Source organism: Stenotrophomonas sp. YJH_SMC_101-4 (assembly GCF_059370395.1).
Genome location: NZ_JCAFTP010000002.1, coordinates 436,991 through 459,667, shown reverse-complemented (window position 1 = coordinate 459,667; position 22,677 = coordinate 436,991). Strand labels below are relative to the sequence as shown.

Annotated in this window: 22 protein-coding genes and 1 pseudogene; 18 read left to right on the top strand and 5 right to left on the bottom strand. The window is 67.0% G+C overall.

The window, feature by feature from the left end:
• Positions 1 to 42 precede the first annotated feature (42 nt).
• The 13 genes from AC5P8D_RS08335 (at position 43) to map (ending at position 10,914) form a co-directional block, all read left to right on the top strand.
• Positions 43 to 726: a response regulator gene (locus AC5P8D_RS08335; protein WP_019337583.1), complete on the top strand. Its 684-nt coding sequence runs from the start codon at positions 43 to 45 to the stop codon at positions 724 to 726.
• Positions 723 to 2,102 carry a sensor histidine kinase gene (locus AC5P8D_RS08330; RefSeq protein ID WP_010483178.1) on the top strand — a complete coding sequence of 460 codons (1,380 nt, stop codon included), beginning with the start codon at positions 723 to 725 and terminating at the stop codon, positions 2,100 to 2,102. Before AC5P8D_RS08335 ends, AC5P8D_RS08330 begins: the two co-directional genes overlap by 4 nt.
• A 79-nt stretch (positions 2,103 to 2,181) precedes the next feature.
• The gene (locus tag AC5P8D_RS08325; protein WP_049455640.1) at positions 2,182 to 3,018 is read left to right on the top strand and encodes an alpha/beta hydrolase; all 837 of its coding nucleotides are present in this window, start codon (positions 2,182 to 2,184) and stop codon (positions 3,016 to 3,018) included.
• Position 3,019: 1 nt separating this feature from the next.
• Positions 3,020 to 3,379 carry an EamA family transporter gene (locus AC5P8D_RS08320; protein WP_012479558.1) on the top strand — a complete coding sequence of 120 codons (360 nt, stop codon included), beginning with the start codon at positions 3,020 to 3,022 and terminating at the stop codon, positions 3,377 to 3,379.
• Positions 3,376 to 3,774, top strand: coding sequence for a DMT family transporter (locus tag AC5P8D_RS08315; protein WP_019337581.1), 399 nt, complete (start codon positions 3,376 to 3,378; stop codon positions 3,772 to 3,774). The genes AC5P8D_RS08320 and AC5P8D_RS08315 overlap by 4 nt, the downstream gene beginning before the upstream one ends.
• Positions 3,775 to 3,784: 10 nt before the next feature.
• Entirely contained in the window at positions 3,785 to 4,987 is a 1,203-nt protein-coding gene (locus AC5P8D_RS08310) for a DegT/DnrJ/EryC1/StrS family aminotransferase (RefSeq protein WP_414614609.1), read from the top strand.
• A gap of 174 nt (positions 4,988 to 5,161) precedes the next feature.
• Positions 5,162 to 5,878 carry an MtnX-like HAD-IB family phosphatase gene (locus tag AC5P8D_RS08305; RefSeq protein WP_049455638.1) on the top strand — a complete coding sequence of 239 codons (717 nt, stop codon included), beginning with the start codon at positions 5,162 to 5,164 and terminating at the stop codon, positions 5,876 to 5,878.
• 48 nt (positions 5,879 to 5,926) lie between these two features.
• On the top strand, positions 5,927 to 7,327 hold the full coding sequence (locus AC5P8D_RS08300; RefSeq protein ID WP_005408663.1) for an aspartate aminotransferase family protein: 1,401 nt from the start codon (positions 5,927 to 5,929) through the stop codon (positions 7,325 to 7,327).
• 28 nt (positions 7,328 to 7,355) lie between these two features.
• Entirely contained in the window at positions 7,356 to 8,420 is a 1,065-nt protein-coding gene (locus AC5P8D_RS08295) for a GNAT family N-acetyltransferase (protein ID WP_322547822.1), read from the top strand.
• A 3-nt stretch (positions 8,421 to 8,423) separates the two neighbouring features.
• Complete coding sequence (locus AC5P8D_RS08290) at positions 8,424 to 9,308, top strand: arginase family protein (RefSeq protein ID WP_010483195.1); 885 nt, start codon at positions 8,424 to 8,426, stop codon at positions 9,306 to 9,308.
• A 172-nt stretch (positions 9,309 to 9,480) separates the two neighbouring features.
• Complete coding sequence (locus AC5P8D_RS08285) at positions 9,481 to 9,840, top strand: bleomycin resistance protein (RefSeq protein WP_329921655.1); 360 nt, start codon at positions 9,481 to 9,483, stop codon at positions 9,838 to 9,840.
• Positions 9,841 to 9,908: 68 nt separating this feature from the next.
• The gene (locus AC5P8D_RS08280; RefSeq protein WP_005412680.1) at positions 9,909 to 10,121 is read left to right on the top strand and encodes a ParD-like family protein; all 213 of its coding nucleotides are present in this window, start codon (positions 9,909 to 9,911) and stop codon (positions 10,119 to 10,121) included.
• A gap of 10 nt (positions 10,122 to 10,131) precedes the next feature.
• Positions 10,132 to 10,914 (top strand): type I methionyl aminopeptidase, encoded by a 783-nt coding sequence (map, locus tag AC5P8D_RS08275; protein ID WP_329921871.1) that lies wholly within the window; start codon positions 10,132 to 10,134, stop codon positions 10,912 to 10,914.
• Here map and AC5P8D_RS08270 read toward each other — a convergent pair.
• Together AC5P8D_RS08270 and AC5P8D_RS08265 are read right to left on the bottom strand one after the other, a co-directional pair.
• The gene (locus tag AC5P8D_RS08270) at positions 10,911 to 11,579 is read right to left on the bottom strand and encodes a hypothetical protein (RefSeq protein ID WP_197576684.1); all 669 of its coding nucleotides are present in this window, start codon (positions 11,577 to 11,579) and stop codon (positions 10,911 to 10,913) included. The two genes, map and AC5P8D_RS08270, sit on opposite strands and share 4 nt — an antisense overlap.
• Before the next feature lie 175 nt (positions 11,580 to 11,754).
• Complete coding sequence (locus AC5P8D_RS08265) at positions 11,755 to 12,375, bottom strand: LysE/ArgO family amino acid transporter (RefSeq protein WP_019337575.1); 621 nt, start codon at positions 12,373 to 12,375, stop codon at positions 11,755 to 11,757.
• A gap of 104 nt (positions 12,376 to 12,479) precedes the next feature.
• Here AC5P8D_RS08265 and AC5P8D_RS08260 point away from each other — a divergent pair, with 104 nt between their 5' ends.
• From AC5P8D_RS08260 to AC5P8D_RS08240, 5 genes and pseudogenes are all read left to right on the top strand, one after another.
• On the top strand, positions 12,480 to 13,373 hold the full coding sequence (locus tag AC5P8D_RS08260) for a LysR family transcriptional regulator ArgP (protein WP_329921653.1): 894 nt from the start codon (positions 12,480 to 12,482) through the stop codon (positions 13,371 to 13,373).
• Positions 13,374 to 13,451: 78 nt separating this feature from the next.
• On the top strand, positions 13,452 to 14,858 hold the full coding sequence (locus AC5P8D_RS08255; protein WP_241873788.1) for a TolC family protein: 1,407 nt from the start codon (positions 13,452 to 13,454) through the stop codon (positions 14,856 to 14,858).
• Positions 14,851 to 15,864 (top strand): HlyD family secretion protein, encoded by a 1,014-nt coding sequence (locus AC5P8D_RS08250; RefSeq protein WP_495203232.1) that lies wholly within the window; start codon positions 14,851 to 14,853, stop codon positions 15,862 to 15,864. Before AC5P8D_RS08255 ends, AC5P8D_RS08250 begins: the two co-directional genes overlap by 8 nt.
• Positions 15,849 to 17,036: an ABC transporter permease gene (locus AC5P8D_RS08245; RefSeq protein ID WP_495203231.1), complete on the top strand. Its 1,188-nt coding sequence runs from the start codon at positions 15,849 to 15,851 to the stop codon at positions 17,034 to 17,036. Before AC5P8D_RS08250 ends, AC5P8D_RS08245 begins: the two co-directional genes overlap by 16 nt.
• A pseudogene (locus AC5P8D_RS08240) lies at positions 17,033 to 18,158 on the top strand (ABC transporter permease). The gene AC5P8D_RS08245 and the pseudogene AC5P8D_RS08240 overlap by 4 nt, the downstream one beginning before the upstream one ends.
• A 44-nt stretch (positions 18,159 to 18,202) precedes the next feature.
• Here AC5P8D_RS08240 and AC5P8D_RS08235 read toward each other — a convergent pair.
• The 3 genes from AC5P8D_RS08235 to AC5P8D_RS08225 all read right to left on the bottom strand — a co-directional run bounded on the left by AC5P8D_RS08235 (position 18,203) and on the right by AC5P8D_RS08225 (position 22,482).
• Complete coding sequence (locus AC5P8D_RS08235) at positions 18,203 to 19,579, bottom strand: hypothetical protein (protein WP_329765903.1); 1,377 nt, start codon at positions 19,577 to 19,579, stop codon at positions 18,203 to 18,205.
• 145 nt (positions 19,580 to 19,724) lie between these two features.
• Positions 19,725 to 20,093 carry a glycine zipper 2TM domain-containing protein gene (locus AC5P8D_RS08230; RefSeq protein ID WP_005415760.1) on the bottom strand — a complete coding sequence of 123 codons (369 nt, stop codon included), beginning with the start codon at positions 20,091 to 20,093 and terminating at the stop codon, positions 19,725 to 19,727.
• 166 nt (positions 20,094 to 20,259) lie between these two features.
• A complete protein-coding gene (locus AC5P8D_RS08225) occupies positions 20,260 to 22,482 on the bottom strand; it encodes a methyl-accepting chemotaxis protein (RefSeq protein ID WP_029379860.1) in 2,223 nt (740 codons plus the stop codon).
• Positions 22,483 to 22,677: the final 195 nt, after the last annotated feature.

Genomic DNA, 22,677 nt, shown 5'->3' with positions numbered 1-22,677 from the left:
CCGTCCATCCGGCGGGCCAGACCGTTACAGGAGCCCCCGCGCATGCGCGTTCTGATTGCTGAAGACGACCCGGATATCGCCTCCGGCCTGTGCGCCTCGCTGCGCCGGCAGGGCCATGTGGTCGACCACGTCGACAACGGCGCGCACGCCGACGCCGCGCTGGGCTCGACCCAGTACGCGCTGCTGGTGCTGGACCTGGGCCTGCCGCAGCTGGATGGCCGCGACGTTCTGCAACGCCTGCGCCAGCGCGGCGATGGCCTGGCGGTGCTGGTGGTGACCGCCCGCGATGGCCTGGCCGAGCGCGTGCGCGTGCTCGACCTTGGCGCCGATGACTACCTGGTCAAGCCGTTCGCACTGGACGAATTCGAAGCGCGCGTGCGTGCGCAGCTGCGCCGGGTCACCAGCAATGGCAATCCGGACCTGCGCATCGGCCGCCTGCGCATCGACCTGGCCGGGCATCGGGTGTGGATCGACGACCAGTCGCTGGAACTGACCGCGCGCGAGTTCGGCCTGCTGTCGGCACTGGCGGTACGCGCCGAGCGCATCGTGTCGCGCGCGCAACTGGTGGAAGCGCTGTGCGACTGGGGCCAGGACCTCACCGACAACGGCCTGGACATCGCCCTGCACCGCCTGCGCCGGAAGTTGCAGCCCGGCGGCATGGGCATCCGCACCGTGCGCGGGCTGGGCTACATGCTGGAAGACGCGCAGGACGACGGCACCCCGTGATCAGTGGACCGCCCAGCCTGCGCCGGCGCCTGCTCGCCTTCCTGGCGTTGCCGATGCTGGGCCTGCTCACCTTCAACACGATCCTGGCCTATTACGTTGCGCTGGACTATTCCAACCGCATCCACGACCGCAACCTGATCGACGACACGCATTCGTTCGCACAGATGCTGAGCACCATGCCGGTGACCAGCGACCTGTCTCCGCAGGCGCGCTTCCTGATCGAGTACGACCCCGACGGCCATCGCTATTTCAACGTCGACAGCAGCCGCATGGGTACGCTCAGCGGCAATGCAGACTTCAGCCCGTATGCCCCTTCGCAGGACTGCACCGGCGTGCATCCGGCGCTGTACGACGGCAACCTCAATGGCCAGCAGGTGCGCATGGCCACCGTCTGCACGCAGGCGATGAACGATCCGCAGGACCAGCTGGCGGTGACCGTGGCCGAGAGCATGGCCGACCGCCGGCAGCGTGCGCGCGAGATCCTGATGATCATCATCCCGCTGATGACCATGCTGGCGCTGGGTACCGCGGCGCTGGTCTGGTTCGGCGTGACGTACGGCCTGCGCATCCTGACCCCGCTGAGGACCCGCCTGGCGCAGCGCCGCGGCGAACTGGCGCCGATCTCCGATGCCGACGTACCGGAAGAGATCCAGCCGCTGATCAGCACCATCGACGATCTGTTCGCGCGCCAGGCGGAAATGATCACCCTGCAGAACCGCTTCATCGCTGATGCCGCGCACCAGCTGCGCTCCCCATTGGCGGGCATGGCACTGCACGTGGACCAGGCGCTGGCGCACGGCGACCCGGACACGGTGCGCGAGGCACTGCAGCACATCCGCCGGCTCAACCAGCGCACGGCACGGGTCAGCACCCAGCTGCTGGCGCTGAGCCGGGCACAGACCGTGCCGGAAACGGTCGAGGCATTGGATCTGGGCGTTCTGGTACCGCAGTGGGTCGGCATGCGGGTACCGGAAGCAATCCGTGATGGCATCGATCTGGGCTACCGCGGCAGCCCCCATCCGCTGCGTGTACTCGGCAACGGCGCCATGCTGCAGGAGGCGCTGGACAACCTGATCGACAACGCCCTTCGTTATGCCGGCCGCAATGCGACGGTCACGGTGGGCGTGCATGCGCTGGACGACAATGATGTCGAACTGTATGTGGAAGACAACGGTCCCGGCGTGCCCGACGACGTGATGCCACGGCTGGGCGAGCGCTTCTTCCGGGCGCCGGGCACCGCTGCCAGCGGCACCGGCCTCGGCCTGGCCATCGCGCATGAGGCGGTGGAGCACTTCGGCGGCCGCCTGAGCTTCCTGAACCGCCCCGGTGGCGGATTGAAGGTCGCCATCACGCTGCCGCTGCTGAAGGCGCCCTGACCCGGCCCGGGGCGCTGAAAGGCTGGCGAAAATCGCGCTTGCGATCCTGCCATCCCCACTGCCGTCCCGGAGCCGCCAGGTGACCGAATCGCACGACTTCTTCCTCCCCGGTGGCCCACAGGGCGTGCTGCTGGTCCATGGCCTGACCGGCACCCCGGCGGAAATGCGCATGCTGGGCAAAGGGCTGAACAACGCCGGTTTCACCGTGCACGGCGTGCAGCTGCCCGGCCACTGCGGCACCGTGGATGACCTGCTGGCGACCACCTGGGAACAGTGGTACCAGGGCGTGGAAGATGCGGCGGCAACCCTGCGCGGCAAGGTCGACCAGCTGTACGTCGGTGGCCTGTCGATGGGCGCGGTGCTGTCGCTGGCCCTGGCTGCCCGGCGCCCGGAATGGGTGTCCGGGGTCGGCGTGTACGGCGCCACGTTCCGTTACGACGGCTGGAACATTCCCGCCGTAGCCCGCTTCTCGTTCCTGCTGCCGTGGTTCAAGCGTTTCAACATCGGCCGCGACCGCATGTTCATGGAAGAACCGCCGTACGGCCTGCGTGACGAGCGCCTGCGTGCGCAGGTGAGCGCCGCCATGCTGTCCGGCGACAGCGCCGCCGCCGGCCTACCGGGCAACCCCTGGCATGCGCTGGCCGAGATGCGTGCGTTGAGCAACTGGACCCGACGCCATCTGCACCAGGTCACCGCACCGTGCCTGGTGATGCACGCCCGCGAAGACGACGTGGCCAGCATGGGCAACGCCGAGCTGGTGATGTCGCGGGTCAGCGGTCCGAAGGAACTGGTGGTGCTGGAAGACAGCTACCACATGATCACCATCGACCGCGAACGCCGCGACGTGATCCGCCGCAGCGCGCGCTTCTTCACCGAGATCGGTGAACGCACAGGCGTGCTCAAGGCGGTGGCCTGAAATGGGGGCACTTGCCACGCTGCTGTGGCTGGCCAATGTGGTACTCGATACCGGTGGCCAGCTCGCCTTCAAGGCCGCCGCCAGCGATCCGCAGGAAGGCGAAGGACTGCAACGCTGGAAACACATGCTCAGCCGCCCCTGGCTGTGGATCGGCATCGCCTGCTACGTGCTTGAGTTTGTCGCCTGGATCGCGTTCCTGTCGCTGGTGCCGTTGTCCAAGGGCGTGCTGCTCGGCTCGATCAACATCGTCGCGCTGATGATCGCCGGCCGTTTCCTGTTCCGCGAGAAACTCACGCCGCTGCGGGTGACCGGCATGTTGCTGGTCACGGCGGGCGTGGCGGTGGTGGGGGCCGGCTCATGAGGCGCCTGTATGTCATCGGCTTCCCGCTGCTGATGGCCTTCGACACGCTGGCCCAGCTGTGCTTCAAGTACGCCGGCGATGCCGCGCTGCCGGTCGAGGCCAACACTGCGTGGCTGCTGCGCGTGCTGTCGCAGCCGTGGGTGTACGGCGCCATCCTCGGCTACGTGGGTGCGTTCTTCACCTGGATGAGCCTGCTGCGGCATGCGCCGATCGGCCCCGCATTCGCCGCCTCGCACCTGGAAGTGATCAGCGTGCTGCTGCTGTCGGCGTGGCTGTTGAACGAGCCGCTGACGCTGCACCATCTGCTCGGTGCGGTGTTGATCGTGGCCGGCATCGTCTGCCTCGGCCGCGCGGAAGCCGACGACCCGCACAGCCCCGCCGAAAGCGCCGCGTGAGCACCCTGCGATGAGCCTGTTCGCGCGCGAACTGCCACCGACGGCTGGCCTGCCGATGCAGGCCAGCGATTTCCTGCCCGGTGGTGGCGACCTGCGCGCGATCCTGGCCAGCCAGCTCGGCACACCGCCGCTGCAGTTGACCTGTTCCGGCACACACGCGCTGCTGATCGCGCTGCGTACGCTGCGCAAGCGTGCGCCCAAGCGCGACACCGTGATCCTGCCGGCCTATACCTGCCCGCTGGTGCCGATCGCGGTGCACAGCCTGGGCCTGCGCGTGCAGCTGTGCGATACCCGCCACGGCCATTTCGACTTCGACCCCGGCCAGCTCAAGCGCCTGGCCGACGCACGCACGCTGGCAATCCTGCCCACCCACCTGGGCGGGCGCATCGCCGATGTCGAGCTGGCCTGCGAGGTTGCGCGCGGCGCTGGCGCCTGGGTGATCGAGGATGCCGCGCAGGCGCTCGGTGCACGGGTCGGCAGCAGCAGTGTCGGCCTGCGTGGCGATATCGGATTCTTCAGCCTGGCCGCCGGCAAGGGCCTGAGCCTGCACGAAGGCGGCCTGCTGGTCAGCCGCGATGACGAGCTGCGTGCCGCGCTGGCCGGACATGCCGCCGAACACGTGCGTTCCAGCCTGCGCTGGGAACTGCTGCGCAGTCTGCAGCTGCTTGGCCTGGCCGCCTGCTATCGGCCATCGCTGCTGTCGTTGGTGTACGGCAATCCGCTGCGCAGTGCGTTGCAGCGTGGCGACCTGGAAGAAGCGGTCGGTGACATTTTCCCGCTGCAGATTCCGCAGCACCGGGTCAGCCAGTGGCGGCAGAACATCGGTGCCCATGCCGCGCGGCGCCTGCCGGCCTTCCTGCAGGCAGGGCGCCTGCGTGCATTGCAGCTGCGCGTGCAGCTGGCACAGCTGCCAGCCGTTGAGGTGGTCGACGGCCTTGCCGGTAGCGGTGGCACCTGGCCGATGCTGATGCTGCTGCTGCCCAGCCAGCGCGCCCGCGATGCCGTATTGAAAGACCTGTGGCCACGCGGGCTCGGCGCCAGCCGCATGTTCATCCATGCCCTGCCCGACTACGCGTACCTGCGCGGCATCGTGCCGCAGGACGACATGCCCAACGCACGCGACTTCGCCGCACGCATGCTTACCCTTGGCAACAGTGCCTGGCAGACCCGTGAAGAGACGGCCGAAATACTGCAGGTGCTGGCCCGCGCGTGACTTCAAGACCCACGGATGGACTGCACCTCACGCATTCATCCATGCACCTTCCTGAACGCTTTCCCAGCCCGTCAATGAAGCCTTTCAACAGGAAAGGAACGAGAAAGGCGGCCTGCCTACATTGATTCTGCCCCGGCATCGGGCCGGGCGTTTCTTTCATCGACGGACCTGCCCATGCACTGGAGCATCCTGTGTGACTTCGATGGCACCATCAGCCTCGAAGATGTCATCGACTCGCTGCTGGAAAAGTACGGCCAGCCGGGCTGGCAGGAACTGGAAGACCAATGGAAGGCTGGAAAGATCGGCTCGCGTGAATGCATGCAGGGCCAGGTGCGGCTGCTGAAGCTGGACCCGGCCACGCTCGATGCGCACCTGGACCAGGTGCAGATCGATCCGGGCTTCGTCGCCTTCGTCGCCCGCGCCGAGCAGCTGGGCGTGCCGCTGCGCATCGTCAGCGACGGCCTGGATTATGCGATCCACCGCATCCTCGCCAACCATGGCCTGTCGCGACTGCCGGTGGTGGCCAACCACCTGCGCTGGTGCGGGGACCACTGGGAACTGGAATCGCCCTACCAGGCCGAAGGCTGCCGCAGTGGCACCTGCAAATGCACCTGCGCCGCGCAGGCGCGCGCCAACGAAGCACCGCGCGTGCTGATGATCGGTGACGGCAGCTCGGATTTCTGCGTATCCGAAGATGCCGACTTCGTGTTCGCCAAGCGCCGCCTGATCACCCATTGCGCCAATGCCGGCATCGGGCATGCCGCCATCGCTACCTTCCACGATGCAATCGCGCTGTTGCCGCGCCTGCTCGATGGCAGCCTGCTGCAGCCACGCCGCATCGACGCCAGCCCGCAGCCCACCGCACTGCCCCTGCTGCTGGCCACCGCCTGAGCATGCCCCCGCCACCTCTTTCGAACGTCCTTCACGGAACCGAACTGCATGAACATTTTTGACAAGAACGCCGACGCCGCTGCCTCCGACGCGCAGCTGCTGGCCGACGAAGCCCGCTACAGCTCCTTCGGCGACACCGTCCACTACGTCGACCCGCCGAAGATCTTCCAGCGCGGCGAAGGCAGCTACATGTTCGACGGTGCGGGCGTGCCCTACCTCGACCTGCAGATGTGGTACTCGGCCTGCAACTTCGGCTACAGCAACAAGCGCCTGAACGACGCGCTGAAGGACCAGATCGACACCCTGCCGCAGGTCGCCAGCCAGTACCTGCACCCGACCCGCGTGCAGCTGGCCAAGACCATTGCCGTGGACATGCACGAGAAGTTCGGCCTCGACGGCCGCGTGCACTTCAACGTCGGCGGCGCGCAGGCCATTGAAGACTCGCTGAAGATCGTGCGCAACGCGCGTGGCGGCAAGAGCCTGATGTTCGCCTTCGAGGGCGGCTACCACGGCCGCACCCTGGGCGCGTCGTCGATCACCTCCAGCTACCGCTACCGTCGCCGCTACGGCCACTTCGGCGAGCGCGCGATGTTCATCCCGTTCCCGTACCCCTTCCGTCGCCCGAAGGGCATGACCCCGGATGAGTACTCCGACCACTGCGTATGGCAGTTCGAGCGCCTGTTCGAAAGCGAGTACAACGGCGTGTGGGATCCCAAGGTCGGCCAGGCCGAATACGCCGCGTTCTACGTCGAGCCGATCCAGGGCACCGGCGGCTACGTCATTCCGCCGCGCAATTTCTTCACCGGGCTCAAGCGCGTGCTGGACAAGTACGGCATCCTGATGGTCGTCGATGAAATCCAGATGGGCTTCTGGCGCACCGGCAAGCTGTGGTCGATCGAGCACTTCGGTGTCACCCCGGACGTGCTGGTGTTCGGCAAGGCGCTGACCAACGGCCTGAACCCGCTGTCGGGCCTGTGGGCTCGCGAAGAGCTGATCAACCCGACCGTGTTCCCGCCGGGCTCCACCCATTCCACCTTCAACTCCAACCCGCTGGGCACCCGCCTGGGCCTGGAAGTGCTGAAGCTGGGCAAGGAAATGGACTACGAGCGCACCGTGCCGGAGAAGGGCGCGTACTTCCTCGACGGCCTGCGTGGCCTGCAGAAGCGCCACCCGGAAATCGGCGACGTCGACGGCCTGGGCCTGGCCCTGCGCGCGGAAATCTGCCAGGCCGACGGCTACACCCCGAACAAGGAACTGCTGGACCGCATGGTCGACATCGGCCTGGCCGGTGACCTGCTGCACGACGGCAAGCGCATGGGCCTCGTGCTCGACGTGGGTGGCTGGTACAAGAACGTGATCACCTTTGCGCCGTCTCTGGACATCAGCTACGAAGAAATCGACCTGGCGATCACCCTGCTCGACCAGGCGCTGACCAAGGCCAAGGGCTGAGGTCGATGCGCTGCCGGTTCCCGTGCCGATGGAGATGACGTCACGCGCATCCAGCACCGCGCTGGAACCGGCCGCGCTGCTGGAGGGCTTCCTGGCCCACCCGCCGCTCGGATTCGAGGCAGGCCGCCTTCCCAGCGGCCTGCCGTCCTTCCGTGCACCGCTGGACCTGACCACGACGATGGACGACGAACTGCGCGGCAGGCTGCTCGGCCTCCCGCTGTCGCGCCTATGGCGGCCGTGGATCACCTGGCAGACCCGCTTCGTTGGCGCCACCAGCACCGAGTACACCCCGCTGCCGGCACACGTCGCGCCGGAGGCGCTGGCCGAGGACGTGACGCGTCACGCGATCGGCGATACCCGGCTGCTGGTGGTCAAGGACCTGGCGATCGATTCACCACTGCTGGACGATGCGGCCAACGCGCACAGTGCTGCCTTCCTGCAGGCATTGCTGGCGCGCGGCTTCGTTGAACTTGAAGGCATGCCGCTGGCCTGGGTGGCGATCGATTTCGATTCGCTCGACGGCTATCTCGGCCGCCTGTCGTCCTCGCGCCGCAAGAACATCCGGCGCAAGCTGCGCTCGCGTGATGACCTGCAGATCGACTGTATCGCCACCGGTGATCCGGCCCTGGCCGACCCACGGCTGCAGGCCGAACTGCATGCGCTGTACCTGGGTGTGTATGCGCAGAGCGCGGTGCACTTCGACCAGCTCGGCCTGCCCTACTTCCAGCATCTGCTGGCCGACAGCCAGGGCCAGGGACGGATGTTCCTGTACCGCCACCAGGGCCAGCTGATCGGCTGGAACCTGTGCTACGTGCATGCCGGCAAGCTGGTGGACAAGTACATCGGCCTGGCTTACCCGCAGTCGCGCGAGCACAACCTGTACGCGGTCAGCTGGATGCACAACCTCGAGTACGCCCTGCAGCACGGCCTGAGCCACTACGTGGCCGGCTGGACCGACTCGCGGATCAAGGCCGAGCTGGGGGCGCGCTTCACCTCCACCCGGCACGCGATCCATGCCCGTTCCCCGCTGCTGCGTACCGCCCTGCGCCGGCTGGCCCCGTACCTGCAGGGCGAACCTGATGGAGGCGGCTGAGCGATGCTGGTGCGTTCCCCGCTGATCCTGGACCTGGACGGTGGCGTGCTGCCACTGCCCCAAGCGCAGACCCTGTCCCTGCCGCAGTGGCACGACACGCTGCGATTCGCCTGCAGCAACGGCACCCTGGATCGCTTCAGCACCGAGGTGCTTGCGCCGCTGCCGGCCCTGCTCGGCACAGTGATGCTCGGCAGTGGTGACTTCCATCACCTCAGCCTGCCGCTGCTGCGCCGCATGCGCGCGCAGGCGCCGTTCCAGCTGGTGGTGCTGGACAACCATCCGGACAACATGCGATTCCCGTTCGGCATGCATTGCGGGTCGTGGGTCAACGCCGCCAGCAAGCTGCCGCAGATCTCGCACATCCACGTGCTCGGCATCACCTCCAGCGACATCGGCCTCGGCCATGCCTGGGAGAACCACTGGCGTCCGCTGATGGGCGGTCGCCTCACCTACTGGTGCATGGACGTGGATGTCGGCTGGGGCCATCGCCTCGGCATGGGCCATGCCTTCCGCCGTTTCGAGCATCCCGAGGCCCTGGTCGCCACGTTCGCCGCCGAGCAGGCCAAGTCGCCGCAGCCGACCTATCTGTCGATCGACAAGGACGTGTTCGCCGGAGACGTGGCCCGCAGCAACTGGGACCAGGGCCGCTTCCAGCTGGAACACGCGCTGGTGGTGATCGAAGCACTGCGCGCCGGCGGCCTGGTCGGCAGTGACATCACCGGCGAAGTGTCGTTGGCCAACTACCAGAGCCGCTTCAAGCGCTGGCTGTCGTCGCTGGATGGCCAGCCGGACGTCAGCGCCGATGATCTTCCTGCCTGGCAGGCCCGGCACCAGCAGGTGAACCGCGAACTGCTGGCGGCAATGGCCGCCGTGCCGACGGCCTGCTGACCACTGTCCGGCAATGCCAACCAAGGTTGGCAACTACCAGAGCCGGGTAGAGCCGAGCCCACGCTCGGCTGGCGCCTTCTGTAGAGTCAAGCCATGCTCGACTGCGGGCACCGCGAACAGCAGCCGAGCATGGCTCGGCTCTACACTGGGTTCCCACCTCGGAGCCCTCGCCATGCCCCAGACCGTCATCCCGCAACTGCGCATGCGCCATGCCGACACCACCCTGCCGTTCTACGTGCAGGGGCTGGGTTTCGTGGTCGACTGGGAACATCGCTTCGAACCCGGCTTCCCGCTGTTCGCCCAGCTCACCCGCGACGGCCAGACGATCTTCCTCACCGAACACAGCGGCGACTGCGAGGTCGGCGGCGCGGTGTATTTCATCGTCGACGACGTCGACAACCTGCACCGCGCCTTCAGCGCGGCCAACGTGCCGATCGAGCAGCCCCCGCATGACACCGAATGGGGCAGCCGCGAAATGCTGCTGCGCGACCCGGACGACAACCGGTTGCGCTTCGCCACACGCGTGGACTGAACGACGCCGGGTTGAGATGAATATACGAAACATATACGCTTCGTATATTGAAACCTCCAGGACCGCCCATGGGCATCGTCAACATCGATGACACCCTGCACGACCAGCTGCGCCGTGCCTGCACCGTCTCCAGCCGTTCGATCAACGCCCAGGCCAACTTCTGGATCCGGGTCGGCATGCTGTGCGAGCTGAACCCTACGCTGAGTTTCCAGGACATCGTCGCCAGCGAGCTGCGCGCGGCCGGCGTGCAGCCACCGTTGCTGCCCCCGGGCCAGGTCTGAGCCGATGGGCATCATCAAGCGCCCCGACGAGATCGCGCTGATGGCCGAATCGGGTCGCCTGCTGGCGCAGGTGTTCGCCGCACTCGACCAGCTGCCGCTGCAGGGCCGCAGCACGATGGAGATCAACGATTTCGTCGAACGCATGATCGTCGATGAGCTGCAGGCGCGGCCGGCCAGCAAGGGCCAGTACGGCTTCCCGTACGTGCTCAATGCCTCGATCGACAACGTCATCTGCCACGGCGTGCCCAGCACCACCGACGTGCTGCACAACGGTCAGATCGTCAACCTCGACATCACCCTGGAGAAGAACGGCTACATCGCCGACTCCAGCACCACCTACCTGGTCGGTGAGGTCGACTACGCCGCGCGCCGGCTGGTGCAGACCACCTACCAGGCGATGTGGAAAGGCATCGCCGCGGTGCGCCCCGGCGCACGCCTGGGCGACATCGGCCACGCCATCGCCCGCCACGCGCGCAGCCACGGCTACAGCGTAGTGAAGGAATACTGCGGCCATGGCATCGGCCAGGAAATGCACGAGGAACCGCAGATCCTGCACTACGGCCATCCCCACACCGGCATGGTGCTGGAAGAAGGCATGGTGTTCACCATCGAGCCGATGCTCAATCAGGGCAAGCCGGCCATCCGCCAGCAGCCGGACGCATGGCCGGTCTACACGCGCGACGGCAAGCTGTCGGCGCAGTTCGAACACACCGTGGCAGTCACCCGCAGCGGCGTGCGCGTACTGACCCTGCGCCCCGGCGAGACGCCGTTATGCGCGGTGGATGGCGCCTAGAGTGGCCGTTGCTGCATCCCGGCGTCCTCATGCACGGTGCGCTTGCGCGCCGTCAGCGGCTCGCGCACCCGATGTGCCACATAGCCGACGCTGGCTGCGAGAATGAAGGTGTAACCAAGAAGCTCGGTGGTCTCCTCGATGGTGTTCTTGAACACACGGATGTACTGATCACCCAACAGTCCGGTCCACAACGACGTCATGCCGATCAGGCGCGAATAGAACAGCAGCAGGACCAGACCAATCGTCATCACGGTACCCGGCCGGGATACGAGAAAACGCACCAGCGCCTGCATGGCCCGGCGCCAGTCGCGGCTGGCCCAGGCCAGTGAGCCGATGATCAGCACACCCACCGGATACTTCCAGAAGCCGTGTGCGATCAGGTCCAGCGCCTCATCCATCTCACGCAGGAGCATGCAGGCGAACACCGCTGCCGCCAGCACGGCAAAGGCCCGATCATCGGCACGCCGCAACGCAAGCCGGACGAAGGCAGCCACGCTGGCGACCAGGAAGCCTTCCTGGGTCAGTTCGACCAGCGACCACTCGCCGACGGCATTGCCCAGCCAATGGATGTCGAGCCAGGCCAACGCAGGCGGAAGCGCCATCATCAGGCCGAACAGGGAGGTGCGCCCCAGGTGGGACAGGAGCAGCTGTAGATTGTCTTTCATGCAACACCGATGCCGCGCCGTGGCGGTCGTACAACGAGAACACAGGCGACCGGGGGGCTGCCGAACAACGGCATGCGCGGCGGGGTCGCGACCAGGCGCGCATTATCCGCGCTGTATCCGGCCACGTGAACCGTATCGGTGGAACACATACGCAACACCGGCGTGCGTCACGCACTCATGGCGATAAAGGACGCAACAGCAGCAGCGTGGCCAGGCAGAACATGAAAACCGCCACGCCGGCGTCCAGCATCCGCCAGGCGCCCGGTCTGCGGAACACCGGCTGCAACAGGCGCGCGCCATAACCAAGAGAACAGAACCAGGCCACGCTGGCGACGCACGCACCGGCGGCAAAGGCCCAGCGCAGATCGCCCGGGTAGCGCGTGGACAGACTGCCCAGCAGTACCACCGTATCCAGATAGACGTGCGGGTTGAGCAGGGTGAAGGCCAGGCAGGTCAGCAGCACCTGGCGCCCACTGCCGCCCTGCGCCTCGGCGGCGGCCAGCGCACTGCCACCGCGCCACGCGCGCAGGCCTGCCTGCAGGCCATACCAGAGCAGGAAGGCCGCACCACCGAAACGCAGCACCTGCAGCAGCAGCGGCCACTGCAGCACCAGCGCCCCCATGCCGCCGACACCGGCCAGTATCAGCGCGATGTCCGCACCGGCGCAGGCCAGCACCACCCTCCCCACATGACGCTGCTGCAGGCCCTGGCGCAGCACGAAGGCGTTCTGCGCGCCGATGGCGATGATCAGGCCGGCACCTGCGAACAGGCCGGCGGCGGTAGCGGCGATCCACATCAGGACAGGCCAGGCAGCGGGGGGACGCGCAGGGTGCGGCCACCGGACACGTTAAGACAAACTGATTTTTCTTTATCCTGTGCAGAAATACTGAAGAGGTACTGGTGGACCTGGTACATCCGCAACTGTCCGCATTTGCCGCAGTGCTGGAAGAAGGCAGCTTCGAGGCTGCGGCGCGCCGGCTGTCGATCAGTCCGTCGGCACTGTCGCAGCGGATCAAGGCCCTGGAGGACCGGCTTGGCCAGGTGCTGGTGGTGCGCCAGGCACCGTGCCGGCCCACCGCCGCCGGCGAGGCACTGCTGCGCCGGGTACGGCCGATGCAGGCGCTGGAGGCCGAGGCAGTGGCCGAACTGCTGCCCGAACGCGGCAGCGACGCCGCACGTACGCCGATCCCCTTGGCGGTCAACGACGACTCGCTCGATACCTGGTTCGTGCCGGCCATCGCCGACCTGCACCAACGCCATGGCTACCTGTTCGACCTGCGCATGGACGATCAGGACCACACCCTGCAGCTGCTGCGCGACGGCAGTGTGCTGGGTGCAGTGACCGCCGAAGGCCAGCCGGTGAAGGGCTGCAACGTACACCCGCTCGGCGCGATGCGCTACCACGCCATCGCCTCGCCCGGCTTCGCCCGCCAATACTTCAGTAACGGCATGCAGGCCGCGGCCCTGGCGCACGCCCCCATGTTGGTGTTCAACCGCAAGGATGAACTGCAATGGCGCTTCGTGCGAAGCCTGACCCGCGCGCGGCTGCAGCCACCGCTACACTACCTGCCCTCCTCCACCGGTTTCGTCGAAGCCGCCGCGTGCGGACTCGGCTGGGGCATGGCCCCGGAAACGCTGGTCGCACCCGCCGTGCGCGCCGGCCGCGTGGTGGTACTGGAACCCCGCCGCTGGCTCGATGTGCCGCTGTACTGGCAGCATGCCGCCGTGCGTTCAAGCACGCTGCAGCACATCACCCAGGCGCTGCGCACTGCGGCCAGCGGCACCCTTCGTTGAGGACAATCCGATGACCGCAGACCCGGGCTTCACGCCGCGCGCACTACCGTTTGCGCACTTCTTTACCACTGGGACGGCATGGGCGTGATCGGCCGACGTACAAGGATGCACCGCGCGAAGGCCGCGCTGGCGCTGGCGCTGGCGACCTGCCTGCCGTTCGCTGCGTCCGCGCAGAACAACACCGACGCACCTGCCTTGGACTGGGAACAGGCGCGGCAACGCCTGGAGCAGGTCTCCGATGCACTGGCGGCCGCTGATGCAGCGGTGCGCAACAAGCAGGACCTGCAGGACGCCACCCGCCTGCTGCGCCTGCCGGAGATCACCGGCGAAGTGCGCCGCCTGCAGTTCCAGAAGACCCTCACCCTGCCACTGGGCTCGCTGGCCCCCGTGGCTGAAGCCTTCGGCATCGATTCGCCGCTGTCGTTCACCGAGCGCGACTGGAGAACGCGACCGGTGGTGACGGCTGTGCTGCCGCTGTACACCGGCGGCGTGATTCCGGCCGCGCAACGGGCCGCCAGCGCCGCCCACGAACAGGCCAGCGCCGAGCGCGAAGCACAGCGCCAGTCGCTGACCGTGCAGCTGGCCCAGGCCTATTTCGGCCAGCGTCTGGCCGAGCAGGCGGTGGACGTGCGCCGCGATGTGCGTGATGGCCTCAACCGCCACCTGTCGGATGCGGAGAAGCTGGAGCGCGAGGGCTTCGCCACCCGTGCGCAGCGCCTGCAGGCCACCGTGGCCCGCGACAAGGCCGAGCGTGAGTACCAGAAGACGGTGAACGATCTGGCCACGTTGAAGGCTGCGCTGGCCACGCTGCTGCGCAGTGGTGGCGAAGTACAGCCCGTATCGCCGTTGTTCGTGCAGCGCGTACCGCTGGAGCCGGTGGCCAGCTTCGAGCGCACCGCGCAGGCGCGCCAGCCGCAGATCGCACGCCTGCGGGCGATGGTGGCGCAGGCCGAACAGGGCGTGCGCGTGCAGCAGGCCAAGCTGAAACCGCAGATCTTCGCCTTCGGCCAGTACGACTTCCGCCGCCGCGACGAAATGCTGACCGATCCGGACTGGGCGTTCGGCATCGGCCTGAAGTACACCTTCCTGTCGCCGAACTCGCGGCCGGCGCAGATCAGTGCCGCACGTGCGCAGCAGGAGCAGGCCGAAGCCGGCCTGCGCGAGGCCGAAAACCAGGTCGCACTGGGCGTGCGCAAGGCCTGGAACGAACTGGAAACCGCGCGGCAGCAGTTCGTACTGCTCGACAGCAGCATCGCCCAGGCACAGGAAAACCTGCGCCTGCAGGAGCTGGCGTTCCGCGAAGGCCAGGCGACTTCGCTTGATGTAATCGACGCGCGGCTCGGCCTGGGCGGTGCCCGTGTCGAGCGTGCGCAGGCCGCCTACCAATACGATATTGCGCTGGCACAGTTGCTGGAGGTCAGTGGACAGATGGACCGTTTCGAAGAGTTCCGGCGGCGTGCGGACGAGGTGATCGACCATGAGTGATGTGCTGCACGACGAAGCGAAAACGCCCCCCGGCAAGCGCCGCTTGGGCCCGATCCTGATAGTGGTGCTGCTGATCGTGGTGGTGCTCGGCCTGTGGCTGGCCTGGCGCAGCCCGGCCGACCAGATCCAGGGCATGGCCGATGCGGACACCATCAACGTGGCCGCCAAGATCACCGCGCGCGTGGCCGAACTGAAGGTGCGCGAGGGCGACCGTGTACAGCCCGGCCAGGTGCTGTTCCTGCTCGACAGCCCCGAAGTGGCCGCCAAGGAACAGCAGGCGCACGGCGCGTTGGCCGCCGCACAGGCGGTGGCCGACAAGGCTGACGAAGGCGCGCGCAGAGAGGACATCCGCGCCGCCGAAGCCAACTGGAAGCGGGCCGAAGCCGGTGCGACGCTGGCCGAGGCCACCTACCAGCGCGTGCAGAACCTGTTCAACGAAGGGGTGATGACCCGCCAGAAGCGCGATGAAGCGCATGCCCAGGCGACCAGTTCGCGCGAACTGGCCCGTGCCGCCCGCGCGCAGTACGACATGGCGCTGGCCGGAGCACGCGAACAGGACAAGCGTGCCGCGCAGGGCCAGGTGCAGCAGGCACAGGGCGCGGTGGCCGAAGTCAACGCCGCGCGTGTCGAAGTCGAAGGGCGCGCGCCGGTGGCCGGCGAGATCAACAAGCGCATGGCCGACCCCGGCGAACTGGTGCCGGCCGGCTACCCGGTGTTCACCCTGGTCGACATCGACCGCATGTGGGTGGCGATGAACCTGCGCGAATCGCAGATGCAAGGCCTGAAAGTCGGCAGCAAGCTGCAGGGCAGCGTGCCGGCACTCGGCCAGGACGGTGAGTTCGAGGTCTACTTCATCAACCCGGCCGGCGACTACGCGACCTGGCGTACCACCCGCCAGTCGTCCGGCTACGACGTCCGCAGCTTCGAGGTGCGGGTGCGCCCGGTACGCCGCATCGAGGGCTTCCGCCCCGGCATGAGCGTGCTGTTCGCATGGCCCCAGCACTGAGCCCCGACCGCAACGGCTTCGCCGCTTCGTGGCGGCGCGAGCTGCAGTCGCTGCGCGGCAACCGTGCCGACCTGCTGCTGGTGACCCTGCTGCCCCTGCTGATGCTGGCGGTGATGGCGTGGATGTTCACGCCGTCGGTGATGCGCGATATCCCCATTGCTGTGGTCGACCTCGACCACAGCAGTGACAGCCGCCTGCTGCTGCGCATGCTCGATGCCAGCCCGGGCGTGCGCATCGCCAGCCAGCCCGTGGACATGGAAGACGCCCGTTCGCAGCTGCGCCGCCTGGATGTGTTCGCCATCGTACTGGTGCCGCGTGATGTCACCCGGCAGGCGCTGCGCGGGCGCCAGGGCACGGTGTTCGCCTATTACAACGCCACCTACATGACCACCGGCCAGTCGGCGTCGCGCGACATCGGCGACGCGGTTTCCGCGTGGAACGCACGCCTGCTGCGCGAGCGCATCGGCCTGCAGGTCGGCCCGGGCAAGCTGCGCGCGGCGCCGATCGCGGTGCAGTCGGACATCCTCTACAACCCGGCACGCAGCTACGAACTGTTCCTGCTGCCACTGATCTTCCCGGCGGTGCTGTCGCTGGTACTGGCGCTGGCAGTGGCCGGCAGCCTTGGCCGCGAGATCCGCGACGGCACCCTGCCCGCCCGGCTGGGCCGCACGCCGTGGGCTGCGATTGCCGGCAAGGTCGCGCCGTACACCCTGCTGTTCTCGTTGTATGGCGCGCTCGGCATTGGGTACCTGGCCTGGCTGCGCGGCGACGGCGTGGCCGGCAGCGTGCTCGTGCTGCTGCTCGCACAGCCACTGTTCTACCTGGCCACGGCCGCCTACGCGTTGTTCTTCGTCGGCGTCACCCGCGACATGGGTACCGCGCTGTCCGCGGTCGGCCTCAGCATCGGCACCGCACTGGCGTTCTCCAGCGCCACCTTCCCGGTGCTGGACGGCCCGTTGTTCACCCGTGTCTGGCACCAGCTGCTGCCACTCAGCGCCTACATCAAGCTGCAGACCCAGCAGCAGTTCATCGGTTCGCCGCTGTCGGTTTCGGTGTGGCCGTTGGCCACATTGCTGCTGATGGCGGTGGTGGCGGGAGGCATTGGCGGCCTGCGCCTGATCGCCTTCGCGCGTACGCCTGAAGCCGCGCAGCCTGCGGGAGCCGACGCATGAGCGCACTGTGGCGCAGCCTGCGGCAGACCCTGATGGCGGTGCTGTGCGACCGCTACGCGATCGTGGTGATGGTCGGTGCGGTGATCCTGTACTCGTTCTTCTACCCAGCCGCGTACCGCCACCAGGTGGCCGGCAACCTGCCGGTGCTGGTGGTGGATGAAGACCACAGCGCCACCAGCCGCGAGCTGCTGCGCAAGCTCGACGCGCTGCGGGTCGCGCGCGTGGTCGGGCAACCGGCCGACATCGACAGCGCGCGCCAGCAGCTGGAAGCCGGCCATGCCGAGGGCATCGTGCTGATCCCGGCCAACCTGGAGCGTGACATCCTGCGTGGGCACCCGGCCAAGCTGGTACTGCTCGGCAACGGCGCCTACCTGGGCCGCGCCAGCTGGGTGCTGGGCAGCGTGGCCGACGCGCTGGGCGCGTTCGGGCGTGACGCGGTGGTCGGCCAGGCCGCCTTCATGGGCGCGCCGCAGGCACCACCGGTCACCTTGGTGCAGCGCCCGCTGTACAACACCCAGGAAGGCTATGGCAGCGCCATCGTGCCCGGCGTGGCTGAGCTGATCGTCCACCAGACCCTGTTGATGGGCATCGGCGTGCTGCTCGGTGGCCGCCGACTCGCGCTGGGCCGGCGCCTGCGCTTCGACCTGCCAACGCTGGCGGGCATGGCATTGGGCTTCAGCCTGATCGGCCTGTTCGGTCTGTTCTGGTACGCCGGCTTCACCGCGTGGGTGCAGGACTATCCGCGCGGCGGCAATCCACTGGGCCAGTTGTTGGGCGGCACGCTGTTCATCGCCGCCACGGTGGCGTTCGGCCTGTTCGTCGGCAGCTTCTTCCGCACCCGCGAACGCGCCTTCCAGTACATCATCGCCACCTCGATCCCACTGTTTTTCCTGGCCAACCTGTCGTGGCCGGCGGTGATGACGCCGCAACCGCTGGTCTGGCTGGCGCAGCTGCTGCCGACCACCTCGGGCATCAACCTGATGGTGCGCCTGAACCAGATGGACGCCCACCTGGCTGAAGTCGGCCACGAACTGATCACTCTCACCGTCCTGCTGCTGCTCTACGGCAGCCTCGCCGCCTGGCGCCTCCTCGAAAAAGGGGGCCAAGGGGATTGAGTCGTAAACGGCAAGGTCGGGGGATGCGGCTCGATCCCCTCCGCCCCCTTTTCAGGGGTCGGGCGCGTACCAGAACGGGATGCGGTACTCGCGGCGTCGCTCCGGGCCGCGTTCGCCCCCTTCGGCATTCCAGACCAGGCTCAGGTCATGGCGACCCGGTGCCAGCGTCGCCATGGGCAGATAGCCCACCAGGCCACGCATGTCGAGATCGCGGCGCTCCATCGGCATGAAGGCGTGCAGGTCAACCGGCGTGCCATCCAGCTGCACCCGCCACAACCGGGACAGGCACTCCACCGCTGCGCTGGCAGCCTTTGCGCCAGTCGCTTCATTGCGTGCGGCGGGCAAGGCGGTGCAGTGCTGGCGCGCCAGCGGGTTGTCGCGCTGGGGGCGGTGTGGAATGAACACACGCAGGCGTGAACCACTGATAGTGTCCGACGGGATCATCGGGTACGGCAGCAGCTGATCGTGCGCCGAACGCATCGATTCGTAATGCGCGCTCAACATGCCGTGTTCGACGGCCTCGTCGGTCATCACCTGGTAGCGGTTGAACAGCGAGAACTTCACCGAACCCAGCACCTGCACCCCGCCCAGCACCATGGCCACCATCACCGCCAGCAGATAGACCGCCATGAACGAACGCGAGCGCAGGTTGCTCTGCAGGGTCAACTGCATGGTCTGCATCAGGCGCAGCAGGGGAATCCGTTGCAGGCCCGCCAGGAAGCGCTGCAGCCACCGCTGCAGGCCGTCATAGGGCTGGTCGCGCCGCTGCCGGCGCGCAATGACACGCTCCAGCAGTGCAGGAACCAGTGCGAGTACAAGCAGGCTGGCCAGCACGGTACCGACCACGATCATGGCCACACGATCGGAACCGCCGGCAAGCGCACTGATCGCCATCGCCACGCACAACGTCAGCACGGCCATCACCAGGGTGCCGGCCAGCGTCTGTACCGCCAGCAGCGTGGTGGAGAAGAGCATGGTGGCCAAACGATCAGCGCGTTCGATGCTGCCGTCCAGGCCACCGTCGCGCGCCTTGAGGAAAGCGCGCGATACCGGGCCCATCTGCGGCAGCCGTTCCCAGTCGATGCCCTTGGGAAAGTGCGATTTCAGCCCGATCAGGCCTATCCAGTACCCGCGCACGGTCAGGTGCGCGATCAGCGCTACCGCCAGCACGTAACACATGCCCACGCTGATGCTGAAACCAAACCACAGCACCTGGAAGTACATGCCTTCCGTGTGCAGGCTGCTGCGCGCCCACGCATCGAACAGGTACCCAGGCACCGCCAACAGTGCGAACGCCAGCAGGCCGGAAATGAACAGTTCCAACTCATCGGTACGCTCGCGCAGCCGACCGAAGCGGGTGCTCGCCTCGGGTCCGGGCTCGCGGTCGGCAACCGGCACGTGCGACTCTGCGACGGGCAATTCGTTCACAGGGCATTCATCCTTGGAGGTCGGCGCAGTATAGGCGCGACACGGCGGCCGGCGATACGGGGCCCCACAACGAGGAACGCCGGCACGGGGCCGGCGTTCGAGGAACTGCGTTGCGGAAGGGGGATTACGCTGTTGGCATCATCGGTCAGCGGTAAACGCGCTCGCAGCGGCGTTCGACCACGCGGTCGCCGTTCTTCTGCTGGCTGTTGCCCTGGATCTGGCGGCCGGCCGCACCACCGGCCACGGCACCGGCCACGGTGGCCAGCTTCTTGCCGTTGCCACCGCCCACCTGGTTGCCCAGCAGGCCACCAATCACGGCGCCAGTGGCGGTACCGGCGATGCGGTTGGGATCGCGCGAATTACGCTGCACTTCCACGTTCTTGCAGACCACGCGGCTGCCGTCATTGAACTTGCGTCCCTCATCGCGCGGCCCATAGGTCTGCGCGCCGGCCACCGACGAAGCCGCCAGCAGGGTGCCCAGCACAAGCAATCGGGTCGAGGTCTTCATGGCCATCTCCTGAGTTCCGGTATGGCACCAGTGTCCTCCCGCGGTTGGCAACCGGAAGTGAAATGCGCGTGTCCGCCACTTCATCGGCCATCGCACGTTCAGGAAGAAAATCCGCGCCCATCGCGACCAGCCGTCGCGATGGGCGCCGTCTCCCTGCCGGCATTGCCCTCTGCTAGAACTCTTCCCAACCACCCGCATTGGCGGCCAGCGTCGGCTCAAGCCGCGGCGACAGCACCGCAGGCCGGCGTACCGGCGCAACCGATGCCGCCACGGCTGCCAGCGCCGGGCGTACTGCGGCGGCGGCGGTCACCGCCCCCGTGCGGAACACCGACACGGCTTCGGCCAGCAGGTTCGCCTGCTCCTCCATCGAGCGCGCTGCGGCACTGGCTTCTTCGACCAGCGCGGCATTCTGCTGGGTGGTCTCATCCATCTGCACCACCGCCTGGTTGACCTGTTCGATGCCCGAGCTTTGCTCCTGGGAGGCAGCAGAGATATCGGCCATGATGTCGGTCACGCGCTGCACCGAGGCCACGATCTCGCCCATCGTGGTGCCGGCCTGGCGGACCAGCGCCGAGCCGTCTGCGACCTTGCCGACCGAATCCTCGATCAGGCCCTTGATCTCCTTGGCCGCGCCCGCCGAGCGCTGCGCCAGCGTACGCACTTCGCTGGCCACCACGGCAAAGCCCCTGCCCTGTTCCCCGGCACGCGCAGCTTCGACCGCCGCGTTCAGCGCGAGGATATTGGTCTGGAAGGCGATGCCATCGATGACCGAGATGATCTCGGCGATCTTCTTCGACGCGGCTTCGATGGCCGACATCGTGGTGACCACCTGCCCGACCACTTCACCGCCCTGCGAGGCAACACCATGCGCGCCGATGGCCAGCTGGTTGGCCTGGCGTGCATGCTCGGCGTTCTGCTTCACGGTAGAGGTCAGTTCCTCCATCGACGCTGCCGTTTCTTCCAGGTTCGCCGCCTGCTGTTCGGTACGCCGCGACAGGTCGGTGTTGCCCGAGGCGATCTCGCCCGCTGCCAGGTTGATGCTGGAAGCACTGGCCTGGATACGGCCCACGATCTGCTTGAGCTGATCGACGGTGGCGTTGCAGTCATCACGCATGCGCGCGAACACGCCGTGGAAATCCCCCTGCATGCGCACGGTCAGGTCGCCGCGCGAGATGGCCTGCAGCAGGGTCGAGACCTGCACCAGGTTCTCGTCGGTGGTCTGCATCAGGCGATTGAGCCCTGCCACCATGTCGCGGAAATCGTAGGCGAAGCGATCTTCATCACCGCGCAGGCTGAAGTCGCCTGCCGCGGCCGCCGTCGCCAGCCGGCGGATCTCGCTGTTGATCGCCGACAGGCTGGACTTGGTTTCGTCCATCGCCTGGGTGATCGCCGCCTTCTCGCCGGGCAGCGGGTCCATGTCCACCGACAGATCGCCGCGTGCGTAGTGCTTCATCACCTCGATCAGCCGGTTCTGTACCTGCACGTGCGATCCAACCAGCGCATTGGTCTCATGCACCATGCGCCCGTAGTCGCCGGGGAATGCGCTCTCGTCCATGCGGTAGCTGAGGCTGCCGGCATCGTGCTGGCGTGCCAGCTCGCCCTGCGCCGCCATCACCGACTGCAGCTGTGCCTGCATGCGCTGCATCGACTTCAGCAGCTGGGTCACCTCGTCGTTGCCGGTGGCGTCGATGCTGCTGTCCAGGCGGCCACTGGCAATGCCGTCGGCCAGCTTCACCGCGCCTTCCAGCGGACGGGTCAGGCTGCGGGTGATCGCCCAGGCCGCCAACGTGCCCAGCAGCAGGCTCAGTGCCCCGAACGCGATCGACAGCGTGCCGGTCCACGATTCGGTTGCGCGGTACTCTTCGCGGCTGCGTTCGGTCAGTGTTTCCTGGTGGCGCAGCAGGGCCGAGATGGATTCATTCCAGGCCGTTGCCAGACCGTGCTCGGCCAGCAGCTCCTTCGCTGCCCCATCAAAATCCCCCACCTTCATGCGCTCATGCAGTTGCTGGGTTGATGCATCGGTGGCCTTTCGTGCCGCCTCGATGCGCGCGACCAGGGTATCGCCGGTGGCGTCACGCGGAATCTTGATGTACTTGGCCCAGATACCGTCATAGGTCCGCGACAACTCCTGGGCACGCTGGTAATCCCTGTCGAACTCATCACCCCGCTTGATCACCATCAGGCGGCGATGCATCAGCACCGCGTTGTTGGTATCAAGCATGTCATTCAACAAACGCATCTTGACCATGTTGACGTCCACCACTTTCTCGAACTGGGCGGATTTCAGCTGATTCCCATACAGCACCAGGCCAACGATGGCCATGATGAACAGCAGCAGCAGACCGAAGCCGGCGCCAAGCCGGGATCCCACACGGAGATTACGTAAGGCAAGCATCTCAATTCCCTTGATCGTGGCCGTACGTTCGATGGCGGCGCAGCGAAGGGAAACTTTACGGGACTTTATATATGGACCGATCCAAATATATGGAACTGTGCAGGCAGTCAGAAAACAAGGCGGCAGATAATGGCGCCATATCATTATCGAATACCGCTGACACGCCAGCGCCCGATGAAAATCACGCAGGTTTAA

What these genes read in the sequence shown, in the direction of transcription:
- AC5P8D_RS08335 (WP_019337583.1), top strand. Translation starts at nt 43, where the DNA reads ATGCGCGTTCTGATTGCTGAAGACGACCCGGATATCGCCTCCGGCCTG.
- AC5P8D_RS08320 (WP_012479558.1), top strand. Translation starts at nt 3,020, where the DNA reads ATGGGGGCACTTGCCACGCTGCTGTGGCTGGCCAATGTGGTACTCGAT.
- AC5P8D_RS08315 (WP_019337581.1), top strand. Translation starts at nt 3,376, where the DNA reads ATGAGGCGCCTGTATGTCATCGGCTTCCCGCTGCTGATGGCCTTCGAC.
- AC5P8D_RS08310 (WP_414614609.1), top strand. Translation starts at nt 3,785, where the DNA reads ATGAGCCTGTTCGCGCGCGAACTGCCACCGACGGCTGGCCTGCCGATG.
- AC5P8D_RS08305 (WP_049455638.1), top strand. Translation starts at nt 5,162, where the DNA reads ATGCACTGGAGCATCCTGTGTGACTTCGATGGCACCATCAGCCTCGAA.
- AC5P8D_RS08300 (WP_005408663.1), top strand. Translation starts at nt 5,927, where the DNA reads ATGAACATTTTTGACAAGAACGCCGACGCCGCTGCCTCCGACGCGCAG.
- AC5P8D_RS08295 (WP_322547822.1), top strand. Translation starts at nt 7,356, where the DNA reads ATGGAGATGACGTCACGCGCATCCAGCACCGCGCTGGAACCGGCCGCG.
- AC5P8D_RS08290 (WP_010483195.1), top strand. Translation starts at nt 8,424, where the DNA reads ATGCTGGTGCGTTCCCCGCTGATCCTGGACCTGGACGGTGGCGTGCTG.
- AC5P8D_RS08285 (WP_329921655.1), top strand. Translation starts at nt 9,481, where the DNA reads ATGCCCCAGACCGTCATCCCGCAACTGCGCATGCGCCATGCCGACACC.
- AC5P8D_RS08280 (WP_005412680.1), top strand. Translation starts at nt 9,909, where the DNA reads ATGGGCATCGTCAACATCGATGACACCCTGCACGACCAGCTGCGCCGT.
- AC5P8D_RS08270 (WP_197576684.1), bottom strand. Translation starts at nt 11,579, where the DNA reads ATGAAAGACAATCTACAGCTGCTCCTGTCCCACCTGGGGCGCACCTCC.
- AC5P8D_RS08265 (WP_019337575.1), bottom strand. Translation starts at nt 12,375, where the DNA reads ATGTGGATCGCCGCTACCGCCGCCGGCCTGTTCGCAGGTGCCGGCCTG.
- AC5P8D_RS08255 (WP_241873788.1), top strand. Translation starts at nt 13,452, where the DNA reads ATGGGCGTGATCGGCCGACGTACAAGGATGCACCGCGCGAAGGCCGCG.
- AC5P8D_RS08250 (WP_495203232.1), top strand. Translation starts at nt 14,851, where the DNA reads ATGAGTGATGTGCTGCACGACGAAGCGAAAACGCCCCCCGGCAAGCGC.
- AC5P8D_RS08245 (WP_495203231.1), top strand. Translation starts at nt 15,849, where the DNA reads ATGGCCCCAGCACTGAGCCCCGACCGCAACGGCTTCGCCGCTTCGTGG.
- AC5P8D_RS08230 (WP_005415760.1), bottom strand. Translation starts at nt 20,093, where the DNA reads ATGGCCATGAAGACCTCGACCCGATTGCTTGTGCTGGGCACCCTGCTG.
- AC5P8D_RS08225 (WP_029379860.1), bottom strand. Translation starts at nt 22,482, where the DNA reads ATGCTTGCCTTACGTAATCTCCGTGTGGGATCCCGGCTTGGCGCCGGC.